This window comes from Cobetia sp. 5-25-4-2 (assembly GCF_013374075.1).
GTDB lineage: Bacteria > Pseudomonadota > Gammaproteobacteria > Pseudomonadales > Halomonadaceae > Cobetia > Cobetia marina.
Genome location: NZ_BLWK01000004.1, coordinates 1 through 18,566 on the forward strand (window position 1 = coordinate 1; position 18,566 = coordinate 18,566).

18 protein-coding genes are annotated in these 18,566 nt (G+C 64.0%); 12 read left to right on the top strand and 6 right to left on the bottom strand.

Annotated elements, in window-relative coordinates; all coding sequences use genetic code 11:
* Positions 1-381: hypothetical protein (locus HXS65_RS17485; RefSeq protein WP_218015073.1), on the top strand; the 381-nt coding region annotated here is incomplete at its 5' end.
* On the opposite strand, the gene tyrS is transcribed toward HXS65_RS17485, so the two are convergent.
* On the bottom strand, positions 332-1,540 hold the full coding sequence (gene tyrS / locus HXS65_RS09650; RefSeq protein WP_084209468.1) for a tyrosine--tRNA ligase: 1,209 nt from the start codon (positions 1,538-1,540) through the stop codon (positions 332-334). The genes HXS65_RS17485 and tyrS overlap by 50 nt on opposite strands.
* A 183-nt stretch (positions 1,541-1,723) precedes the next feature.
* Here tyrS and HXS65_RS09655 point away from each other — a divergent pair, with 183 nt between their 5' ends.
* Positions 1,724-2,881, top strand: a complete 1,158-nt coding sequence (locus HXS65_RS09655; RefSeq protein ID WP_176493775.1) for an anhydro-N-acetylmuramic acid kinase — start codon at positions 1,724-1,726, stop codon at positions 2,879-2,881.
* Positions 2,882-2,987: 106 nt separating this feature from the next.
* Here the strand turns inward: HXS65_RS09655 and HXS65_RS09660 are convergent, their stop codons facing one another.
* Complete coding sequence (locus HXS65_RS09660) at positions 2,988-4,142, bottom strand: PilT/PilU family type 4a pilus ATPase (RefSeq protein WP_077379436.1); 1,155 nt, start codon at positions 4,140-4,142, stop codon at positions 2,988-2,990.
* Positions 4,143-4,346: 204 nt separating this feature from the next.
* Positions 4,347-5,378: a type IV pilus twitching motility protein PilT gene (locus HXS65_RS09665; RefSeq protein ID WP_084209471.1), complete on the bottom strand. Its 1,032-nt coding sequence runs from the start codon at positions 5,376-5,378 to the stop codon at positions 4,347-4,349.
* A 195-nt stretch (positions 5,379-5,573) separates the two neighbouring features.
* On the opposite strand from HXS65_RS09665, the gene HXS65_RS09670 reads away from it, so the two are divergent.
* The 6 genes from HXS65_RS09670 to HXS65_RS09695 all read left to right on the top strand — a co-directional run bounded on the left by HXS65_RS09670 (position 5,574) and on the right by HXS65_RS09695 (position 10,912).
* A complete protein-coding gene (locus HXS65_RS09670) occupies positions 5,574-6,326 on the top strand; it encodes a YggS family pyridoxal phosphate-dependent enzyme (protein ID WP_077379440.1) in 753 nt (250 codons plus the stop codon).
* A 194-nt stretch (positions 6,327-6,520) separates the two neighbouring features.
* Positions 6,521-7,363, top strand: coding sequence for a pyrroline-5-carboxylate reductase (gene proC / locus HXS65_RS09675; RefSeq protein WP_084209472.1), 843 nt, complete (start codon positions 6,521-6,523; stop codon positions 7,361-7,363).
* Positions 7,364-7,532: 169 nt separating this feature from the next.
* Positions 7,533-8,111 (top strand): YggT family protein, encoded by a 579-nt coding sequence (locus HXS65_RS09680; protein WP_077379444.1) that lies wholly within the window; start codon positions 7,533-7,535, stop codon positions 8,109-8,111.
* Between the two features lie 270 nt (positions 8,112-8,381).
* The gene (locus HXS65_RS09685; RefSeq protein WP_077379977.1) at positions 8,382-9,575 is read left to right on the top strand and encodes a homoserine O-acetyltransferase; all 1,194 of its coding nucleotides are present in this window, start codon (positions 8,382-8,384) and stop codon (positions 9,573-9,575) included.
* Positions 9,568-10,182, top strand: coding sequence for a methionine biosynthesis protein MetW (metW, locus tag HXS65_RS09690; RefSeq protein WP_077379447.1), 615 nt, complete (start codon positions 9,568-9,570; stop codon positions 10,180-10,182). The genes HXS65_RS09685 and metW overlap by 8 nt, the downstream gene beginning before the upstream one ends.
* Before the next feature lie 235 nt (positions 10,183-10,417).
* Complete coding sequence (locus tag HXS65_RS09695) at positions 10,418-10,912, top strand: acyl-CoA thioesterase (protein ID WP_077379450.1); 495 nt, start codon at positions 10,418-10,420, stop codon at positions 10,910-10,912.
* A 171-nt stretch (positions 10,913-11,083) separates the two neighbouring features.
* Here the strand turns inward: HXS65_RS09695 and HXS65_RS09700 are convergent, their stop codons facing one another.
* Positions 11,084-12,145 (bottom strand): ChaN family lipoprotein, encoded by a 1,062-nt coding sequence (locus tag HXS65_RS09700; protein ID WP_176493776.1) that lies wholly within the window; start codon positions 12,143-12,145, stop codon positions 11,084-11,086.
* Between the two features lie 200 nt (positions 12,146-12,345).
* Here HXS65_RS09700 and HXS65_RS09705 point away from each other — a divergent pair, with 200 nt between their 5' ends.
* Positions 12,346-12,720 carry a Rieske 2Fe-2S domain-containing protein gene (locus HXS65_RS09705; RefSeq protein WP_176493777.1) on the top strand — a complete coding sequence of 125 codons (375 nt, stop codon included), beginning with the start codon at positions 12,346-12,348 and terminating at the stop codon, positions 12,718-12,720.
* 33 nt (positions 12,721-12,753) lie between these two features.
* On the opposite strand, the gene HXS65_RS09710 is transcribed toward HXS65_RS09705, so the two are convergent.
* Positions 12,754-13,620: a DNA/RNA nuclease SfsA gene (locus HXS65_RS09710; protein ID WP_176493778.1), complete on the bottom strand. Its 867-nt coding sequence runs from the start codon at positions 13,618-13,620 to the stop codon at positions 12,754-12,756.
* Complete coding sequence (locus HXS65_RS09715; RefSeq protein WP_084209477.1) at positions 13,620-14,804, bottom strand: aminotransferase class I/II-fold pyridoxal phosphate-dependent enzyme; 1,185 nt, start codon at positions 14,802-14,804, stop codon at positions 13,620-13,622. Before HXS65_RS09715 ends, HXS65_RS09710 begins: the two co-directional genes overlap by 1 nt.
* Before the next feature lie 275 nt (positions 14,805-15,079).
* On the opposite strand from HXS65_RS09715, the gene dksA reads away from it, so the two are divergent.
* From dksA to HXS65_RS09730, 3 genes are all read left to right on the top strand, one after another.
* Complete coding sequence (dksA, locus tag HXS65_RS09720) at positions 15,080-15,517, top strand: RNA polymerase-binding protein DksA (protein ID WP_077379460.1); 438 nt, start codon at positions 15,080-15,082, stop codon at positions 15,515-15,517.
* 136 nt (positions 15,518-15,653) lie between these two features.
* Positions 15,654-16,568: a tRNA glutamyl-Q(34) synthetase GluQRS gene (gene gluQRS, locus HXS65_RS09725; protein WP_176493779.1), complete on the top strand. Its 915-nt coding sequence runs from the start codon at positions 15,654-15,656 to the stop codon at positions 16,566-16,568.
* A gap of 128 nt (positions 16,569-16,696) precedes the next feature.
* A complete protein-coding gene (locus HXS65_RS09730; protein ID WP_176493780.1) occupies positions 16,697-18,196 on the top strand; it encodes a sigma-54 dependent transcriptional regulator in 1,500 nt (499 codons plus the stop codon).
* Positions 18,197-18,566: the final 370 nt, after the last annotated feature.

The window sequence follows — 18,566 nt, forward strand, 5'->3', positions numbered from 1 at the left end:
CGCCCGGAATTGTCAATCGATGATTTGGAAGCGGACTTCAAAAACATCAAACAAAACAATCACCTGCAAACCTCTTTTACCGCTGGTAACGCCATGCGTCCCCGGCAGCGGATGCGTACTTTACGCACGATCCTGGCTGAGGGCAAGGGCTTTTTCCATCGATTGTCATTTCGAGGACATGCGGGCGACACCTTTTCCCTTATCACCTCTTCTTGCTCCTTTGGCCTCGTCTCGCCGTCGCTTGCTGACACCTTTCTTCCCTGGCCAGAAACACATTCGGCCCCGCCAGAAATGGCGGGGCCGAATGGTCGGTCAGACATCTCGCGTCGGATCAGCGAGTCACCGTCACACGTGCGTAGCGCTTCTTGCCAGCCTGGATGACGATGGCCGTATCGAAAGGCGCCATGTAGGAAGGCTCGATCACGTCTCCATCGACTTTCACGCGACCATTCTTGAGCATGTCCTTGGCCTGAGCGCTGTTGTTGGCCAGACCTGAACGATTGAGCACGGCGGCGATCGGCGCGACCTCTGCCCCTTCAAGGCTCACGGTGACATCCGGCATGTCCGCGGGCAGCTCACCTTCTGCCAGTTGGTTGCCACTGGAGAGGTGAGCCGTGGCAGCCGCCTCTTCATCGTGGAAACGCGCCACCAGCTCGCGAGCCAGCTCCATCTTGATGTCGCGCGGATTGGCGCCATTCTCGATGCTGGCCATCAGCGCCTTCACTTCCTCCATGGGGCGCAGCGAGAGCAGCTCGAAGTAACGCCACATCAGCGAGTCCGGCATGGAGACGATCTTGTTGAACATCTCGCCCGGACGGTCATTGATACCGATGTAGTTGCCCAGCGACTTGGACATCTTCTGCACGCCATCCAGACCTTCGAGGATCGGCATGGTGATCACGACCTGCGGCTCCTGGCCACGCTGGCGTTGCAGCTCACGGCCCATCAGCAGGTTGAACTTCTGATCGGTACCGCCGAGTTCGATATCCGCCTCCAGCGCCACGGAGTCATAGCCCTGGATCAGGGGATAGAGGAACTCGTGAATGGAGATCGGCTGGTTGCCGGTGTAACGCTTGTCGAAATCATCGCGCTCGAGCATGCGAGCCACCGTGCTGGAAGCCGCCAGTTCGATCATGTCGCTGGCAGAGAGCTTGCTGATCCATTCGGAGTTGAAGGCGATTCGCGTGCGATCCTTGTCGAGAATCTTGAAGACCTGCTCCTGATACGTCAGGGCATTGGCCTTCACGTCCTCTTCGGTCAGCGGCTTGCGCGTCACGCTCTTGCCGGTCGGATCACCGATGCGTCCGGTGAAGTCCCCGATCAGGAAGATGACCTCGTGGCCAAGATCCTGCAGCTGACGCAGCTTGTTGATCAGCACGGTATGCCCGAGGTGCAGGTCCGGCGCCGTCGGATCGAAACCCGCCTTGACCCTGAGCTTGCGTCCGGACTCGAGCTTCTTGATCAGCTCTTCCTCGACCAGCACCTCATCGGTACCGCGCTTGATGATCTCCAGCGCTTCCACTACTGACTTGTCGCTCATCCTGCCCTCTCTGACCGTTGCTGCTCCCCTCGTAACGGGGCATGTTGGCCGAGAATGTTAGCATGACACGCAGACCATGCACCCCTGCTCTGCCTCTGGCCATGAGGATGCCAACCAGACTTCCGCGACTCGGGGGCGCACGGCAGACTCGCTGACCCACGTTTCACTGCCCGGGAGATCTCCATGGCGCTTTACCTCGGCCTGATGACAGGCACCAGCCTCGACGGCCTCGATGTCGCCCTGCTCGATATCGAACCCCATCAGGACTGCATTGCGCTGCGCGAGCACATCCGCTTCATCGACGGTCTGGATCTGCCGCTTCCGGACCCCCTGCGCACTCGCCTCTGGCGTCTGATGCACGAGGACCATGCGCATTTTCGTGATCTTGCCGCAGCCGAGCTGGCGCTGGCCGAACTGGCCGCCGACGCGATCCGCCAGCTGCTGTCTCGCCAGCGACTGGAACCGAAAGACATTCGCGCCATCGGCAGTCATGGACAGACCATCGAGCATCGCCCGCATGGCTTCAGCGATCAGCCCTGTCAGACGCCTTACACCCTGCAGCTCGACAACCCCAGCCTGCTGGCCGAGCTGACCGGCATCCCCGTGGTGGCAGACTTCCGCCGCAGGGATCTGGCGGCCGGTGGGCAGGCAGCGCCTCTGGCACCGGCATTTCACTCAGCGCTGTTCGCTCAGCCAGACCAGTGGCGGGGACTGCTGAACCTGGGGGGGATCGCGAACCTGACATTGCTCCCGCCACTGGACACGCAGGCGGCAGTGATCGGCTTTGATACCGGCCCGGCCAACTGCCTGCTGGATGCCTGGCATGCACGCCATCAGGGGGCCGCGATTGATCCGCAGGGCAGCTGGGCCGCCAGCGGCCATGTCATCGAGGAGCTGCTGGATCGTCTGCTCAGCGCGGATTACTTCACTCGACCGCTGCCGAAGAGTACCGGACGCGAGGACTTCCATCTCGACTGGCTGGAGCAGCACCTGACAGGCAGCGAGGCCCCTGTCGATGTGCAGGCCACCTTGCTGAGTCTGACGGTAGAGAGCATCGCGCGTGCACTTGAGCATACCGGCGTATCACTGGCGGGACTGACACCCTGTGGTGGCGGAGCGCGCAACACCGCCCTGATGGCCGCGCTCGAACGGCGCCTTGCGCATGCAAGCCACCCCACCGGCCTGACCACCTGCTCCTCGCTTGGCTGGAATGCCGATCTCCTCGAAGCCAGCGCCTTCGCGTGGCTGGCCGCCCGCAGAGTGCTGGAGCGCCCCGGCAATCTCGTCAGCGTGACGGGAGCACGCGGCCCCAGAGTCCTGGGGGGCCTCTACGCACGCTGACCCATCGCGCGCAGACATGAAAAAGCCGCGCTCCTGGCAAAACAGAAGCGCGGCTTCATCGAGTACCTGGGACATCTACCGTCGCAGGCCAGATTCTCCACGGCCTTCAGCCATCGTCGTCCTGCAGCGAGAAGCGACTGGCGGCATTCATCACATCCAGCTGCGCTTCCTGAGCACTGTCGGAATCGCCGAACTTGATCATCAGACGCAGGTCATTGGCGGAATCGGCATGCGCCAATGCCACTTCCTCGGTGATCAGGTCCTGCTGATGCAACGCATAGAGCGATTGATCGAAGGTCATCATGCCCTGTTGCTGGGAGCGCTTCATCACGTCCTTTATCTCCACCACCGCACCCTTGCGGATCAGATCGACGATCAGCGGCGAGCGCAGCATCACCTCGATGGCCGGCACTCGCTGTGCGCCATTGCCACTCTTGTGAGGCAGCAGCTGCTGGGCCACGATGCCCTTGAGATTCAGTGACAGGTCCATCCATACCTGTTCGTGACGCTCTTCCGGGAAGAAGTGGATGATGCGATCCAGCGCCTGGTTGGCGTTGTTGGCGTGCAAGGTCGCCAGACACAGGTGACCGGTTTCCGCAAAGGTCAGCGCATGCTCCATGGTCTCACGCGAACGGATCTCGCCGATCATGATCACGTCCGGCGCCTGGCGCAGCGTGTTGCGCAGCGCCACCTCGAAGGACTCGGTGTCGATCCCCACTTCGCGCTGGGTCACGATGGAGCGCTGATGGGGATGGATGTACTCGATCGGATCCTCGATGCAGATGATATGGCCACTTGAGGTCTGGTTGCGGTGCTGGATCATCGACGCCAGCGAGGTCGACTTGCCGGCACCCGTGCCCCCGACGAAGATCACCAGACCACGCTTGGTCTCCGAGAGACTCTTGATGATTTCCGGCAGGCGCAGTTCTTCCAGGCTGGGAATCGACAGCTGGATGCGACGGATGACCATGCCCATCTGGCTACGCTGATAGAAGGCGCTGATCCGGAAACGCCCCACCCCCGGCAAACTATGGGCAAAATTGGCCTCACGCTCCTGTTCGAAGCGCTCTCGCTGCATGTCGCTCATCGGCGCAAGCACCAGTTCTCGCACCTGATCGACACCGAGCTTCTTGTCACCCAGCGCCGCCATTCGCCCATTGACCTTCATCTGCGGCGGAGTCCCCGTCGAGATGAAAAGATCCGAGCTGCCCTTGCTGACCATCAACTGCAGGAGTTCCTGCAGCCATTCATGAGGAGTCATGAGCCGTGTCCCGATCCACTCTGTGAAGTCACATTCAAACTACGGTTTTATTATCGTTTATCGCAACGACCATCCGTCCCGACGAAGACAACGCCCGTGATGGTCTTCAGGCGTGCCGTCTCGCCTGTCTCGACCTGGATTCGGCCATGGGCATTGCCCTGTCACTGATGTCGTCTGGCAACACCACTGCACGGCCGTCGCGCACTATCCCAGCAGCCCCTTGGCCTTCGCTTGCGCGTCTTCGCTGGTCACCAGCCCCTCGGCCAACAGTCGCGTCAGCGCCGAATCCAGCGTCTGCATCCCCAACGCACCACCTGTCTGGATGGAGGAATACATCTGCGCCACCTTGTCCTCACGGATCAGGTTGCGGATGGCAGGAGTGGCAAGCATGATCTCGTGCGCTGCAACGCGCCCGCCGCCCACCTTCTTGAGCAGCGTCTGCGCGATGACCCCTTGCAGGGATTCGGACAGCATCGAACGCACCATCGCCTTCTCTTCGCCCGGGAAGACGTCGATGATGCGGTCGACGGTCTTGGTCGCCGAGGTGGTGTGAAGGGTGCCGAAGACCAGGTGCCCGGTCTCGGCGGCCGTCAGTGCCAGACGGATGGTCTCGAGATCTCGCAGCTCGCCGACCAGAATGACGTCCGGGTCCTCACGCAGTGCCGAACGCAGAGCCGGCGCGAAGCCGTGGGTATCACGATGCACTTCACGCTGGTTGACCAGGCAACGCTTGGACTGGTGGACGAACTCGACCGGGTCCTCGATGGTGAGAATGTGGTCGTACTTGTTCTCGTTGATGTAATCGATCATTGCCGCCAGCGTGGTCGACTTGCCCGACCCCGTCGGACCGGTGACCAGAATCAGGCCACGCGGCAGCATGCACATCTTGCGAAACGCCTCGCCGAGACCCAGATCTTCCATCGTCAGCACTTCCGACGGGATGGTACGGAAGACGGCACCCGCCCCCCGCCCCTGATGGAAAGCATTGACACGGAAGCGCGAGACGCCCGGCACCTCGAAGGAGAAATCCGTCTCGAGGAACTCCTCGAAGTCGCGACGCTGCTTGTCGTTCATGATCTCGTAGATCAGCGCACGCACCTGCTTGTCATCCATCGAAGGGACGTTGATGCGTCGTACGTCACCATCGACGCGAATCATCGGTGGCAGGCCGGCGGACAGGTGCAGATCCGATGCGTTCTGTTTTGCCGAAAAAGCCAGCAGTTCGGTAATATCCATGCAGATCCCTCGCGAAGACCGAAGCTCTTGTACCAACGAGTCCCGTGGACTCGGGTGTAAGTGTGATGTGGCTCTTCAGCAGATGGTGCGGTGGATATCATGACGAACGCCCTATCCAGCCCATACTACCGGTGGCGCCCACGACGCCGAGCCATCAACCGTGAAGATATTTCGCAAATTCTGGAGCCGAGCCGCATGACTGCAGTCCCCGACGACGAAGCTTGTGTTACTCAGTGTATCCTAGAGGCCCGTGCGCGGCTGGAAAAGGCACTGCTGGCAAGTAAACGCAACGTAGAGGCAGCCCGGATACTGGCGGTGAGCAAGACCAAGCCCGACCGGATGATTCGTGCTGCCTGGCGCAATGGCCAGCGGGCCTTCGGCGAGAACTATCTGCAGGAAGCGCTGGACAAGCAGCAGGCGCTGTCGGACCTCACCGATATCGAATGGCACTTCATCGGCCCCATCCAGTCCAACAAGACCCGCGCGATTGCCGAACACTTCTCTTGGGTACATGCCGTCGAGCGTGAGAAGGTGGCTCGCAGATTGAGCGAGCAACGCCCCGAGACCCTGCCGCCACTCGACATCTGTCTGCAGGTGAACGTCTCCGGCGAGGCCACCAAGGCAGGCGTCACACCCGAGGAATTGATTGCCCTGGCCGAGACGGTGCTGGCACTGCCCAACCTGCGACTGCGAGGCCTGATGGCGATTCCCGCCCCCGCCTCATCCGAGGCTGACCTGCAGGAAAGGCAGGCGCCCTTCAGGACACTGCGCGTATTGCTGGAGCAGCTGCAGGCTCGCTTCCCCGCGGCCCGCTACCCTCAGGCCAAGCTCGACACCCTGTCCATGGGCATGAGTGGTGACCTCGAGGCCGCCGTCGCCGAAGGCGCGACGCTGGTCCGTCTCGGCACGGCCCTCTTCGGAGCGCGTGACTATTCCAGCGCCCACTGATACCACTCACTGATGCCGCCCGCACACGATTCACGCACGCCACTGACGCATGCGCAGCCCGCGGACGAGTCACCTCCGGCAGCCTCGGACGCACGGTTCACTGCCACGAACGTCACTCTCGCGAAGCAGCCGCGGTAAAGTGCACAGACTCACCGCTCGCCGGTCCATCCCATCCGAACGATCAGGAGCACCGCATGACGCACCAGACCTCCGCCACTCCCCGCACCATCGCCTTCATCGGTGCCGGCAACATGGCCAGCGCCATCTTCGGCGGCATGATCGAGGCCGGCTATCCGGCAGACCGCATCATCGCGACGGCCCGTTCACGCGATACCCTCGAGGCGCTCGAGCAACGCTACGGCGTGACCACGACCCAGGACAACGCTGACGCCGTCGCACGTGCCGATGTCATCGTGCTGGGCGTCAAGCCCCAGATGATGCATGACGTCTGCCAGGCACTGGCGCCTGCCGTACAGGAGCGCAAGCCGCTGGTCATCTCGGTCGCGGCCGGCATCACCTGCGACAGTCTCGAGCGCTGGCTGGGGGGAGAGCTTGCCATCATCCGCTGCATGCCCAATACCCCCTCGCTGGTGGGCGTCGGTGCCAGCGGCCTCTACGCCACCTCGCGCGTGACCGATGAGCAACGTGCGCTGATGGACGAGATGCTGACCGCGGTCGGTATCGTCGAATGGGTCGAGGAAGAAGGTCTGCTGGAAGCGGTCACCGGAATTTCCGGTTCCGGCCCGGCCTACTTCTTCCTGTTCATCGAAGCGCTTGAAGCCGCCGGTATCGAACTGGGACTGGATGCCGAGACGGCGCGCCGACTGGCGATCCAGACCGGACGCGGCGCCGCGCAGATGGCCTTCACCAGCGAGCACGAGCCGGCAGAGCTGCGTCGCCGTGTCTGCTCGCCGAATGGCACCACCGAACGCGCCATCAACAGCTTCGAGGGAGATGGCCTGCGCGAGATCGTCAGCCGTGCGGCCAAGGCGTCCAGCGCAAGGGCTGCAGAGCTGGCGCGTGAGCTGGACCAGTAACCCCTGTGGCGGGATTGCCACGCCACGAGTGGCAGCGTGCAGAGCGCCTGACTGGCAGCCCACTCGGGAAACCGCCATCATGCTGCGTTCATCTCGGATTGGCATGCTGATGGCATGACACGCCGACACCAGATTCGCGTCCTCAACTCACCGTCTTAAGGAAGGCCCCATGGGTGCTATGGGTAACATCGGACTTCAGCTGGTCACCATCCTGCTGCAACTGTTCGTCTATATACTGATGCTGCGTTTCCTGCTGCAGTTGTCTCGTGCAGATTTCTACAATCCGGTCACCCAGTCGGTGGTCAAGGCGACCAATCCGCTGGTGGCACCGCTGCAGGGCATCCTGCGCCCGCTGGGGCGCTTCGACATCGCCACGCTGGCGGCCGCCTTCATCGTCGTCAGCCTGGTGCTGGTCGCCATCGGCGCGCTGTTCGGCGGCATGCTGCCGATCGGCTTCATCGCGCTGACGGCACTGGGCACCATGCTCGACAGCATCATCAACATCTACTTCTTCGCCTTGATCGCGATGATCATCCTGTCGTGGGTCGCCCCCCAGGCCAACCACCCGGGCGCCATCCTGGTCCATCAGCTGGTGGACCCGATCATGAAGCCGGTGCGCAAGGTGATCCCGTCGATCGGCATGCTCGATCTGTCGCCGATCTTCGTGTTCATCGCCCTCAACCTGATCGGCAGTCTGGTCAGTCAGACGCTGCCGACCATCGGCATGCTGCGTAGCGTCTTCGGCTGATACGCACGCTCCTCCCTGCCAGACGTGACATCGCCGCTTCGCGGTGTCCCCCCCAGGCGCCCGCAACGGAACCTCCGCTGCGGGCGCCTGTGCTTCCTGCCCGCGCCACTGGCTCACGCGCGCCCGACGCTGTGCTAGAGTGATCCCTCGGCCGAAGCCAGAACCACGGTGCACGAGACGCCCACAAGGCGCATCACCGCGGCTTCGCGCCCCGGACACGGGCTCTGCCCGAACACTCTGCTGGACATGATGCTGGAAACCTTCACCACGATGCCTGATTCCCTTCCCCCGGATTCGGTCGGTCTCGTCACGCCCCGGACTGCCCACTTCGATACACCGCTGGAGCTGGCCTGCGGCAGACGCCTCGAACAGTACTCGCTGGTCTACGAGACCTATGGCGAGCTGAACGCTGATGCCAGCAACGCCCTCCTGATCTGCCACGCCCTGACCGGACACCATCACGCCGCCGGCTACCACGCGATGAGTGATCGCAAGCCCGGCTGGTGGGACGACTACATCGGCCCCGGCAAGCCCATCGATACCTCACGCTTCTTCGTCATCGCGCTGAACAATATCGGCGGCTGTCACGGCAGTACCGGCCCGACCTCGATCAACCCGGAAACGGGCGAACAATGGGGCCCCGATTTCCCGCTGGTGACCGTGCCGGACTGGGTCGAGAGTCAGAAGCGCCTCGCCGAACGTCTCGGCATCACGCGCTTCGCCGCGGTGGTCGGTGGCTCACTGGGCGGCATGCAGGCACTGCAGTGGGCGATGGATCATCCCGAGCGCGTCGGGCACGTCGCCATCATCGCCTGTACCCCCAAGCTCTCGGCGCAGAACATCGCCTTCAACGAAGTCGCGCGCCAGGCCATCCGCTCGGACCCGGAATTCCATGACGGCTGGTACTCACGCGTCGATGCCGTGCCCAAGCGCGGTCTCAAGCTGGCCCGGATGGTCGGTCACATCACCTATCTTTCCGAGCACTCGATGGGGACCAAGTTCGGGCGTGACCTGCGCCAGGACCGCCTCAACTTCGGTTACGACGTCGACTTCCAGGTCGAGAGCTATCTGCGCCATCAGGGCGACACCTTCTCCACCGCCTTCGACGCCAACACCTACCTGCTGATGACCAAGGCACTCGATTACTTCGATCCCGCCGCCACGGCCGGCGATGATCTGGCCGCGGCCATGGCACCGATCAGCTGCCCGGTGCTCGTCGTCAGCTTCACCACCGACTGGCGCTTCGCTCCTTCACGCTCGCGCGAGCTGGTCAACGCCATGATCCATGCCGGCAAGAACGTCAGTTATGCCAACATCGATTCTCCTCACGGCCATGACGCCTTCCTGCTGCCGGGAGAGCGCTATCAGGCAGTGCTGGGCAACTTCCTGACCCGCGCATACGACAAGGCCTGCAACGCAGCCTCTCCCCTGCACACCGCTCCCCAGGAGGCCAGCCATGCGTAACGACCTCGCCCAGATCCACGACTGGATTCCCGAAGGTGGCCGCGTGCTGGATCTCGCCTGTGGGGATGGCACCCTGCTGGCCTCGCTCAAGGAGACCAAGGGGGTGTTCGGCTACGGACTGGAGATCGATCCCGACAACATCAGCGCCTGCGTGGCGCGCGGCGTGAACGTCATCGAGCAGAACGTCGATGATGGTCTGGCCAATTTCGCCGATGACACCTTTGATCGCGTGGTGATGTCCCAGGCCCTGCAGGTACTGCGCCGCCCGGACCGTGCGCTGGAAGAGATGATGCGCGTCTCACGTGAAGCCATCATCACCTTCCCCAATTTCGCCTACTGGCGTCACCGCCTGCACCTGGGGCTCAAGGGGCGCATGCCGGTCTCCAAGTCACTGCCGCACGCCTGGTACGACACCCCCAACATCCACCTCTCGACCTTTGCGGATTTCGAGCGGCTGTGTCGTGCCCAGGGCCTCAAGATCATCGACCGCGCAGTCGGCAATGGCGATCACGAGCCACATCCGGCGGCGACCTGGTGGCCGAATCTGTTCGGAGAGGTGGCCATCTTCCGCGTCTGCCGCGACAACTGTCCGCCCGACAAGCGCTGATCACACTCGCCACACCGCCTTTGGAAAGACGGCCGACATGGAGTCCCTGCCGGCCGTTTCGCGTCATGACGCCGTCAATTCTCCCCGCGCTCTCCCCGCGGCGCGATAGCGTTGCGCTATCCGGGCCATGCACAGACAGTCGCAACTAAAGTCTATATACTTTCGGGGTAAACGCAGCTGAGGATCACGGCTCGCACTTCCGGTGAGGTGCGCCGGCATCCCGAGGAGAGAGTGCATGAACTTCCATACCCGCAAATGGGTCAAGCCCGAAGACCTCAACCCCAACGGCACCCTGTTCGGTGGACGTCTGCTGGCCTGGATCGACGAAGAAGCGGCCATCTACGCCATCGTCCAGCTGGGGACTTCCCGCGTGGTGACGAAGTTCATGTCGGAGATCAACTTCGTCTCCAGTGCGCGCCAGGGCGATATCATCGAGCTGGGCATCACCGCCAGCGCCTTTGGCCGCACGTCCATCTCGCTGTGCGTCGAGATCCGCAACAAGATCACGCGTGAACGCATCCTGACCATCGACCGCATCGTGCTGGTCAGTGTCGATGCCGACTTCAAGCCGGTGCCCCACGGACGCACTCGTATCACGTATATCGAGGATCGCTTCCGCGAGCAGGCCGGCAGCAACGACAGCCAGGCCAATGACGCCGACGGGGATGCCACGCCGCAGAAAGCGGCCCGTCGTCGCGCGGAAGGCCAGGTCGACGTCAAGAGCGGCTGAGCGCAGCCCGACTGACCGCAGCCCGACTGATCGCAGTCCGACTGATCGCAGTCCGACTGATCGCAGCCCGACTGAGCGCAGCCCGACTGAGCGACGCGATGCAAGAACGCAAAAGGCACCTCACAGGAGGTGCCTTTTTTCATGCCAGCGTTGCTCGCCCGGCCCGCTTTCTCAGCCTGGCAGATCCGGCGTGGCGATATCCGCCGCCTCACGCAGTCCCGCGCAGGCATCCTCCGTCTGAGCGACGGCCGGGGTGAACCACACCAGGTCGTACGCCGGGGCCGCCCCCGCACTTTCCGGAAGATAGTCATCGAGCTGGGTCAGCGGCTGACCTTCCTCCCCCCAGGCCACCGGCATCAGTGCGATGGAGAGCGAATCCCGGGTCAGCCAGCGCGGCACGCCGATATCGCGCCGCGCATGGCCACTGCCGGCCACCAGCAACGCCGTGGCATCGCGATTGGCCAGCGCCTCGAGACGCTCCGCCATCTGCTGATCACGCGCCAGCTGGGCACGCAGCAGACCATCCAGGCGCTCTGCCCCCAGCAGACCACAGTGGCCTTCATCCAGCGCCTCGCGCTGCAGCCTCAGCACGGCCTCCGGCAGTGCTGGCGCCGTCTGGTCCTGGGCCATCACCGCGCGCACCTGCTCTCTGGTCAGACTGGCGGACGACAGGGGGGCGCCGCTGTCCAGCACACCACGCAACACGCTCGAGTAATCGGTGAATTTCCAGCGTGCATCCCATGCCAGCAGGCGCATCAGCTCCTCATCCGGCAGGCCCGCCACGGCCAGCGAGGTGCGATTGACCAGTGACAGCGCCGCATCCTGACGGGAATCCAGCATTTCCATTGCCACGCCACCCAACTGACGACGTGCCGCCAGTGCATCGATCAGCCAGCGCTCCAGCAGATGATGATCCGGGTTGTCGTGATGCTCTCCCAGCAGCACCAGCGGATGCGCCTGCGCCCAGTCCACCAGTGCCGCCGGTGACAGGCGTCGATTGCCCTGCGCCACGAGAATGCTGCCCAGCAACGGATGTGAGGCGTCGGGATCATGCCAGGCAGGCAAGGGCGGAAGCGGCCCCGGCGGCGCCTGAGCCGCCTGCAGCGCCCCGCTCCCCAGCAACGAGAGACCGCCGACGCCGGCGACCAGGCCAGCCAGCAACTGGCGACGCGTGAGGCCTGCCTGCCCAGCTGGGGCAGGACGGAGGAAGGCGGGACGATGAAATAGCGACATGAAGATAACCAGGCGTGAAGAAAGGCGATAATGGCCAACGGCGACACAGTCCATCGCGCACGGAAGGTCGAGCACTGCCAGCGGCAGCCGAGCATTCCCTGCTGGCCGTCATTGCCCCATGATACCCGATGCGAGCCCCCTGATGCCCGAACGCACCGCGTTCTTCACCAACGCCGCTCGCCCACTCAGAGGAGACCCGCATGACACGCCGCCTGCTCCGCCTGCCACTGCCGGAGCTGCGCATCGGCTGCAGCCTGCCGATCAGGCTCGAGGATGGCCGCCCGGCCATGCTGATCCGGCTGGCCGATGGACTGCACGCCTATCTCGACGCCTGTCCGCACCGCGGCAGCCGCCTGATCGCTGACCCCGCCCACGACGAGCGCGAACACCGCGACCCCTATCTGGACGCCACCGGCGGACTGATCCTGTGTCATCGTCACCAGGCCTGCTTCGAGCCGCAGCAGGGCCTGTGCCTCAGTGGCCCCTGCACGGGGCAGCGACTGACCGCGCTGGACATGACGATCGAGCGGCCTGACGGCTCGCCGGCGCAGCTGGTGCTGAAGAGTCGGCACTGAAGTGCCCCGCGATGATCAGAGTGAGCTCAGGCGTTACCCGCAGAAGCGCGCCTCGTGCAGCGGCAGCACCTCCTTGAGGGTCAACGACGCCTGCCAGAGCGGCTGCCTCGCGTCATCGTGACAGGGCGCCAGTGCGACCTGCATCCTCAGCGCCAGCACCTCGACACCGGCGGCCTGGGCCGCGGCGAAGGCCTCGGCATAGGCCGGGTCCAGGTGAGCCGCCGGCGCGACATCCTCGATGGCATCGTGCGCGACGCAGAACACCAGCACACAGCGATGACCGGCCGCGACCAGCGCGGCAAGACTGGCAAGGTGACGGCGCGCGCGCGTACTGACCGAGTCCGGAAAATACCCATGCCCATCCGACTCACGCAGGGTGAGCTGCTTGACCTCGACATAGATCGAGGCGGCCTGCTCATCGCGCGGCCATAGCTGGAAATCGAGCCGCGAGCGCTCCGCGACCTCACTGCCTGCTGGCATGACCTCGACCCGCGCCTCCCGCTCGATTCGCGCCAGATTCGTCAGCCCTCTCTCACGCAGCGCAGCATGCAGTACAGGCGGGCACTCTGACGAGTCACCCTCCCGCAGGACCGCCTCGACATGCGCATTGGCACGCCCGGTATGCACCGCCACCAAGGCCTCACGCCGACCGCCAGCCCCGGGAGGGTCCAGGGGCAGGCGAATCAGCTCCCAGGTCCAGGCAAGCTTGCGCTTCGGATTGTTGGACGGTGACAGCCACACCTCACAGCCTTCCATGCACACGGCACGCATCGAGCCGGTATTCGGACAATGCGCCGTCACCACCTCGCCTGCCCGTTCCCCCTCGAGCAGCTCCACTTCAGCGAAGAAGCGCTTGTAGCGCCGGATCAGCCGACCACGATACAACCCTGTCAACTGCATCAGGCAGATGCTCCCGCCGGGGCAGCACGCCGCTCCAGGAAGCGCTCAAGTCTCGTCAGGGCTTCGCGCAGACGCGCCTCATCGGCCGTGAAGGCGATCCGCACATGGCGACGTCCATCTGCCAGCGCGAAATCGGTCCCCGGCGTGATGGCAACGTTCTCTTCCTCCAGCAAGGCACGGCAGAAGGCCTCGCTGTCATGACTCAAGTGCGAGATATCCAGCCAGACGTAGAAGGCGCCCTGCGGGGGAACCGACGGTGCCAGCCCGAGACGCTCGAGTCCGGCCAGCAGCACGCCGCGCCGCGCCTCCAGCACCTGGCGGCGGCGTTCGAGCTCGGCCTCGCACTCCGGCGTGAAGGCCGCCAGCGCCGCATGCTGCGCGGGGGTGGAGGCGGCCAGGAAGACATTCTGGGCCAGGCGCGACAACGGCTCGACCGCCGCTTCCGGCGCCACCAGCCAGCCCAGTCGCCAGCCGGTCATGCCGAAATATTTCGAGAAGCTGTTGATCACGAAGGCATCCGGACATTCCGCCAACGCCGTATGTGCAGGCACGCCATAGGTCAGGCCCTGATAGATCTCATCGACCAGCAGGTGAGCGTCTCGGGCTCTGCACAGCTCCCCCAGCGCCTGCAGCTCCTGTGGCGACAACACGTGCCCGGTGGGATTGGAAGGAGATGCCACCATCACCGCACGGGTGTTCTCGCGCCAGACCTCATCGGCAAGCTCCGCGGTCAGCTGCCAGCCGCTCTCGGCGCTGACAGGCACCACGTCGAGCTGGGCATCGACCAGCCCCATGAAATGGCGATTGCACGGGTAGGTCGGATCCGCCATCAGCACGCTGTCACCGCGCTCGGCACACAGCAGGGTGGCCAGCAGCAGAGCGCCAGAGGCACCGGGCGTGACGATGATGCGCGAGGGCGAGACCGTGACACCGTGACGGCGCTGGTAGTCTGCCGCGATGGCGTCGCGCAGCGCGGGCAGGCCACAGGCGGGCGTATAGCGAGTCTGGCCGGCGGCCAATGCCGCCTGGCCGGCCGCGATCACCGGCGCAGGGGTCGGGAAGTCGGGTTCGCCCACTTCCAGATGGATGACATCATGCCCGGCAGCCTCTCGCGCCTGGGCGGCTTCCAGCAGCGTCATCACGCGAAAGGCGGCAACGGATTCAAGACGGCGGGCAAACTGCATGATGGCACTCCTCGTGACGGAAGCTTCATTCTAGGCACCTGCCAAGGCCCATTCCCACCCCCTTTTCACAGGAAAATGCATGTTTGCGTGAACAGGCCTGTTCATGAGCCGGCACAAACTATCGTCGGAGTTCGGTTGCAAACTTGTCATTTTTACGCTAAATAAGCTGATCTTCTCGCGAGGGCAGCAGTCAGGACAGCCCCCTCGCCGTGGCCAAGGAGGCAGTGCAACAGACTGTCGACGGCCCAAGTCACCTTGCGGAATGAGGCGGTCCCATGCCAGTAGCTGAAACCAAGCCGGAAGCGCTTAAGAAATTCACCCCGTACGAGCCGGCAGCGGGTGAAGAGTACATGAACGAGAAGCAGCTAGCGCACTTCCGTCAAATCCTGCTGGACTGGAAACAGGAGCTGATGGAAGAGGTTGATCGCACCGTGCGTCACCTGCAGGAAGATGCCAACAACTACGCGGACCCTGCAGACCGTGCCACTCAGGAAGAGGGCTTCAGTCTCGAACTGAGAACGCGTGACCGCGAGCGCAAGCTGTTGAAGAAGATCAACGAGACCATCGAGAACATCGATGAGGACGATTACGGCTTCTGCGAAGCCTGTGGCGTCGAGATCGGTATCCGCCGACTGGAAGCACGCCCGACCGCGACCCAGTGTGTCGACTGCAAGACACTGGCCGAGCTGAAGGAAAAGCAGCTGGGCCGCTAAGCCCCGCTGTCGGTGAACCGACGGCCCGCCGTCGACCTCATCCCCCATACGGGCACCCTCCTTGGAGCGGTGCCCGTATGCGTTGGGGTCCGGACAGCCAGACATTCCCCCAATCACGGACGCCGGAGCCCTGCCGATGCCCACCACCTACCGTGGCCGTTTTGCCCCGACCCCCTCTGGCCCACTGCACGCCGGTTCACTGCTGGCGGCCGTGGCCAGCTACCTGGATGCCCGGCATCACGCTGGCCAATGGCTGGTGCGCATCGAGGACATCGACCCGCCACGCTGCCCCGCAGGCAGCGCCGACACCATCCTGCGTCAGCTGGAGGCCTTCGGGCTGCACTGGGACGGCGCGGTGCGCTATCAGAGTGATCGCCATGCCGCCTACGACGAGGCGCTCGCGAAGCTCAAGGCCACGGGTATCGCCTATCCCTGCGATTGCTCCCGCAAGCAGTGGCGGGACTTCGCGGTCTACCCGGGCTGGTGTCGCGATCGCGATGAGCCACCCGCTGGCGAGCACGCCTGGCGTCTGGACGTGCGAGCGGCAGAGCGCTTCGGTGGAGCCGGTGCCATCGCCGGCTGGCACGATCGCCTGCAAGGCCCGATCCAGCAGGAACTGGCGGCACTCGGCGACGTGGTGCTCAAGCGTCGCGATGGCCTGTGGGCCTATCAGCTGGCCGTGGTGGTGGATGATGCCGAACAGGGAATCACCGACGTCGTACGCGGCCTGGACCTGCTCGACAACACGCCCTGGCAACGCCTCCTGCAGGCGTCCCTTGGTCTCCCCACACCGCGCCTGACGCACCTGCCACTGATCACCGCCGACAATGGGCAGAAGCTCTCCAAGCAGAACCTGGCCCCGGCCCTGCCGGTCGATGAAGTCGCCATTCGCCAACTGCTGCATCACACGCTGACGCTGCTCGGGCAGGCACCGCCAGCCGAGCTGGCCACTGCCAGCACCGCGGAACAACTGGCGCACGCCACGCCACGCTGGTCGCTCGCGAACGTTGGCGCGGCCCAGTCACTGCGCATGGCCACGCCATTTCCATGACGACCAGGCCAGCCACGATTGTCGGATTGCCAGTCCACGGGGAACAGGGGAGACTTTGTACGAGATAGCCAAGGCATCAGCGCCATCTCATTTCTTCACGCACTCCATCAGGCGAGCGATAGCATTCCATGGCCCGGATTCTGATCATCGAAAAGGAAGGTGCCACACGCACTGCCCTTCAGCATCTGCTGGAGCGCGACGGGCACGGCGTGGTGCATGCCAATGGACTTGAAGACGCCTGTCGTCAGAAACCCGGCGAGTTTGCACTGGTCATCTGCGATGTCGCGCTCGCCGGAGAACACGCCAAGCCCGTTCTCGAGGCCAGTCACCCTGCCCCGGTGATCCTGCTGGCGGATCCCCCCAGCCTGCATGGCGCCATCGCCTGCCTGAAAGCCGGCGCCGCGGATTATCTGCCCAGACCCTTCGATCAGGAGGCCTTCGCGCGCAGCGTACGTGAGGCGCTGGCCTTGCCGCGCAATGACGATGCGCCGTCCCCCTCATCGCGCCCCTCCTCTCATTCCGGAGCTACCGGCTCGCACGTCGAGATGATCGGCCACTGCCGTGCGATGCAGCAGGTCTATACCCGCATCCGCAAGGTGGCCCCCGCGGATGTCACCGTACTGGTACTTGGCGAATCCGGTACCGGCAAGGAACTGGTCGCACGTGCGATCCATCGCCAGAGCGGACGGCATCAGGCACCGCTGATCTGCGTCAACTGTGCCGCCATTCCGGAAACCCTGATCGAATCCGAGCTGTTCGGGCATGAAAAGGGCGCCTTCACCGGCGCGACGAATTCACGCACCGGCCTGATCGAAGCCGCGGATGGCGGCACCCTGTTCCTGGATGAGATCGGGGAACTGCCGCTGGATGCTCAGGCTCGCCTGTTGCGTGTCCTTCAGGAGGGTGAGATACGTCGCGTCGGCGCCATCGAGACGCGCCATGTGGATGTCCGCCTGATCGCGGCCACTCACCGCGACCTGCACCGCCTCTCCGCGACCGGCGAATTCCGCCTGGATCTCTATTATCGCCTCAACGTCATGGAGATTGACCTGCCTGCGCTGCGTGAGCGGGGAGATGACGTGCTGGAACTGGCCGAACACCTGCTGAAGGGCATCGCGCGCCGGCATGCCCGGGAGGGGATGCGGCTGTCACAGCGTGCGCGCCAGGAGATCCATCAGTACGGCTGGCCCGGCAATGTGCGCGAGCTCGAGAATGCCCTGGAGCGCGGCGTGATCCTGGCAGACCGTCGGATCATCGCCCCGGAAGACCTGGGCCTGCGCGCCGAGCATGTCCTGCGAAGCGATACTGCTGGCGGCCGTCCACAGGAGCCCCTCGCCCACCAGCCGCCTCCCGTCACCTCAGCACCGCGTCCGCAGGCTGAAGGTGCCTCTCCGGCACGGGAGACCGCCCCCCCTCGACCCGCGCCTCCCCTCGCCACCCCGACACCGGAAGAGGAAGACCTGTCCCTCGAGGACTACTTCCAGCATTTCGTTCTCGAACATCAGGACCACATGAGCGAAACGGAGCTAGCCCGTCGACTCGGCATCAGCCGCAAGAATCTGTGGGAGCGCCGTCAGCGGCTGGGTATCCCGCGCAAGAAGGCACGCCGTGGCAGCGCGACGTCCTGAGGCATCATCAGCACATGTCTCCCTCGAGCAGGCGCATGGGCAGGCTCACGATCACCAGCCGACCTGCGGGCTCCCCATCCGTATTGCACCAAGCGGGTGCTCGCCCCCACGACTCACCTGGCCGTCTTCGAGACATCAACACTCAAACCCTTCAGGACTCGGCAGGCTGCCTGCCGGCCTCGCTAGACTTTAGTGCCGAATCCATGCCGGAAAACACTTCCCAATCATTAGCTTGCGAGTCACTCCGTTAGACCTTCGCACCAATTGTTACCATCGACCCCAAACAGTGCCCCCATCCAGCGCGGTAACGGCCACGTCAGGTAACACCTCAGCCTCACCTACGCCTCACGTCTCAGCGACCTATGTCTAA